3 protein-coding genes are annotated in these 3,656 nt (G+C 72.8%); 1 reads left to right on the top strand and 2 read right to left on the bottom strand.

Annotated features, from left to right (window positions below):
* Positions 1-183: 183 nt before the first annotated feature.
* Positions 184-1,326 (bottom strand): acyl-CoA dehydrogenase family protein, encoded by a 1,143-nt coding sequence (locus tag AC2W7G_RS11490; protein WP_485868551.1) that lies wholly within the window; start codon positions 1,324-1,326, stop codon positions 184-186.
* Between the two features lie 97 nt (positions 1,327-1,423).
* Here AC2W7G_RS11490 and AC2W7G_RS11495 point away from each other — a divergent pair, with 97 nt between their 5' ends.
* On the top strand, positions 1,424-2,932 hold the full coding sequence (locus AC2W7G_RS11495) for an acyl-CoA synthetase (RefSeq protein WP_485868552.1): 1,509 nt from the start codon (positions 1,424-1,426) through the stop codon (positions 2,930-2,932).
* A 99-nt stretch (positions 2,933-3,031) separates the two neighbouring features.
* Here the strand turns inward: AC2W7G_RS11495 and AC2W7G_RS11500 are convergent.
* A partial coding sequence (locus tag AC2W7G_RS11500; protein ID WP_485868553.1) for an SDR family NAD(P)-dependent oxidoreductase occupies positions 3,032-3,656 on the bottom strand: 625 nt, incomplete at its 5' end.

Here is a 3,656-nt window from a genome sequence, read left to right on the forward strand (position 1 = left end):
ACCTGCGGCGCGTCCTCGACCGCGGCGGGCAGGTCGAGCGCCGAAACAACGTGCGCGGGGGGGGGGGGGGGGGGGGGCCCTTGGGCCCGCGAAGGCGCGGGCGGTGGCGTTGCCGAGGCCCGAGGCCCCGCCCGTGACGATGGCGGCGATGCCGGTGAGCTGCATGTCTCTCCTGTCGGGTGGTCAGCGCGCCAGGTGGCGGCTGATGACGAGTCGCTGGATCTGGTTGGTGCCCTCGAAGATCTGCATGACCTTCGTCTCGCGCATGTAGCGCTCGGCCGGGAAGTCCTTCGTGTAGCCGGCCCCGCCGAGCACCTGGACCGCGTCGGTGGTGACCTTCATGGCGTTGTCGGTGGCGACGAGCTTGGCCACGGACGCCTGACGGCCGTACGGGCGCCCGGCGTCCTTGAGCCGGGCGGCGTGCAGGTAGGTGGCGCGGGCGGACTCGACCGCGGCGGCCATGTCGGCCAGCACGAAGGCCAGGCCCTGGTGGTCGATGATCGCCTTGCCGAACGCCTCGCGCTCCTTCGCGTAGCGGACGGCCAGGTCGAGCGCTCCCTGCGCGACGCCCGTGGCGACGGCGGCGATGCCGAGCCGTCCGGCGTCCAGCCCGGCCAGCGCGATCGACAGGCCCTGGCCCTCGTCGCCGAGCCGGCGCTCGACCGGCACGCGGACGTCCTGCAGCAGCATCGTCGCGGTGGTGGACGACATCAGGCCCATCTTGTCCTCGGGCACGTCCGCGCTGAGCCCGGCGGCGTCGGCGGGCACGAGGAAGCAGCTGATGCCGCGCCCGCCCTCATCGGAGGTGCGGGCCATGACCTTGTAGAAGTCGGCCTCGCCGCCGTGGGTCGTCCACGCCTTGGCCCCGTTGAGCACGTACTCGTCACCGTCGCGCACCGCGCGGGTCCGCATCGCGGCGGGGTCCGAGCCGGCGTGCGCCTCGGACAGGCAGTACGCACCGAGCTGCTCGCCGCCGAGCATGTCGGGCAGCCAGCGCTGCTTCTGCTCCTCGGTGCCGGCGGTGAACAGGCCGAAGCACGACAGCGCGTGCACGCTCGTGCCGACGCCCACGGCCGCCCAGGCGGTGGCGATCTCCTCGACCACCTGCAGGTAGACCTCGTAGGCTTGGCCGCCGCCGCCCACCTCCTCGGGGTAGGGCAGGCCGAGCAGCCCGGCGCGGCCGAGGGTGCGGAAGACGTCGCGCGGGAAGGTGTGGCTGCGCTCGGCCTCGTCGACCCGCGGGCGCAGCTCCTTGTCGACGATGCTGCGGGTCAGCTCGACCAGGTCGGCGGACTCGGGCGTGGGCATGAGCCGGTCGGCGGGCATGCGTGCTCCTCTCGGCGGACGGGGCGACCCTAGCGGCGTCGCGACGGCGGAGCGCGGGACGCCCCGAGGTGATACTAGGACGTCCTAGCATGCGTCCATGATCGATCCTCGCTCCAGCACCGTCGACGGCGTCCTGCGCCGCAGCGCCCGCCGCACCCCCGACCGCACGGCCCTGCACTTCCAGGACCGCGCGTGGACGTACGCCGAGCTGGACGCCGCGGTGAGCCGCACCGCGGCGGCGCTGCTGGAGCTCGGCCTCGCCAAGGGCGACCGGGTGGCGGCGTACGGCAAGAACTCCGACGCCTACCTGCTGGCCTTCCTCGGCTGCGCCCGGGCCGGGCTGGTGCACGTGCCGGTCAACTTCGCGCTGACGGGGGAGGAGCTGGCCTACCTCGTCCAGCAGTCCGGCTCGCGCGTCGTGCTGCACGACCCGGTGCTGCGCCCGACGCTCGAGGGCGCCGGGCTCGACCTGGACCACGTCGTCGCGCTGCGCGACGAGCCCGGGTGCCTGCTCGACCGGGTCCGCGAGGGCGACGTGCCGGCGGTGGACGTCGAGGTGGCCGACACCGACCTGGTGCAGCTGCTCTACACGTCGGGCGCGACGTCCAAGCCCAAGGGCGCGATGATGACCCACCGCGCGCTCGTGCACGAGTACCTCTCCTGCATCACCGCGCTCGACTTCGCGCCCGGCGACGAGCCGCTGCACGCGATGCCGCTCTACCACTCGGCCGGCATGCACGTGTTCCTCATGCCCTACCTGGCGATGGGCGCGACCAACCACCTCGTCGAGGCGCCGGTCGTGCCCGAGGTGCTGGCGCTGGTGCAGGAGCGCCGCATCGGCTCGCTGTTCCTGGCGCCGACCGTCTGGGTGCCGCTGGCCAACCACGAGGACTTCGCGACGCGCGACCTGTCGAGCCTGCGCAAGGCGTACTACGGCGCCTCGATCATGCCGACGCCCGTGCTGAAGCGGCTGCAGGAGGCGCTCCCCGGCCTCGGCTTCTACAACTGCTTCGGCCAGTCCGAGATCGGCCCGCTGGCCACCGTCCTGCGGCCCGAGGAGCACGCCGAGCGTCCCGACGCGGCCGGACGTCCCGTGCTGTTCGTCGAGACCCGCGTGGTCGACGGCGACGGGAACGACGTCCCGCCCGGCACCCCCGGCGAGGTCGTCTACCGCTCGCCGCAGCTGTGCACCGGCTACTGGGACAAGCCCGAGGAGACCGCCGAGGCGTTCACCGGCGACTGGTTCCACTCCGGCGACCTGGTCGTGCAGGACGAGGAGGGGTTCCTGACCGTCGTCGACCGGATCAAGGACGTCATCAACACCGGCGGCGTGCTGGTGGCCTCGCGCGAGGTCGAGGACGTGCTCTACACGCACCCGGCCGTGGCCGAGGTCGCCGTCATCGGCACCCCGGACGAGCGCTGGATCGAGGCCGTCACCGCCGTCGTCGTGACGAAGGCCGACGTCACCGAGGCCGAGCTCGTGGCCCACGCCAAGCAGCACCTCGCGGGCTACAAGATCCCCAAGCGCGTCCACCTCGTGCCCGAGCTGCCGCGCAACCAGTCGGGCAAGCTGCTCAAGCGCGTCCTCCGCGACGAGCTCACCTAGCCCCGGCGCTGCCGAGATTCGTGAGGAAATCGACCTGTTCCGCCTCGGAACAGGTCGATTTCCTCACACATCTCGGCGGAAGCCCGGCTCGGGTGAGGGTCAGTCGAGGGCGGTGCGGTGCACCTTGTGCTGGGCGGCCTGCGCGACCGGTTTGATGACCAGCTTGTCGACGTCCACGTGCGCGGGCAGCGACGCGACCCAGCGGATGGCCTCGGCCACGTCCTCGGCGACGAGCGGCTCGGCGACGCCGGCGTAGACCTTGTCGGCCGCCGCCGTGTCGCCGCCGAAGCGGTTGAGCGAGAACTCCTCGGTGCGCACCATGCCGGGCGCGATCTCGGTGACCCGGACGGGCAGGCCGTTGAGCTCCAGGCGCAGCGTCTCGGTCATGACCTTCACCGCGTGCTTGGCCGCGGTGTAGCCGCCGCCGCCCTCGTACGCCGTGAAGCCGGCCGTCGAGCCGACGTTCACGAGCAGCCCGGCGCCGCTGCGCACCAGCGCGTCGACCAGCGCCTGCGTCACCTGCAGGGTGCCGATGACGTTGCTCTCGTACATGTCGCGCCAGGCCTGCGGGTCGGCCCGGGTGACCGGGTCCAGCCCGATCGCGCCGCCGGCGTTGTTGACCAGGACGTCCAGGGTCGGGCCGACCTGCTCGGCGAGGGCGGCGACCGAGGCCGGGTCGGTGACGTCGCAGACGACGGCGGTGCGCCGATCTCGGCGGCGAGCG

The organism is Aeromicrobium sp. PFPM2_SD2 (assembly GCF_057364525.1).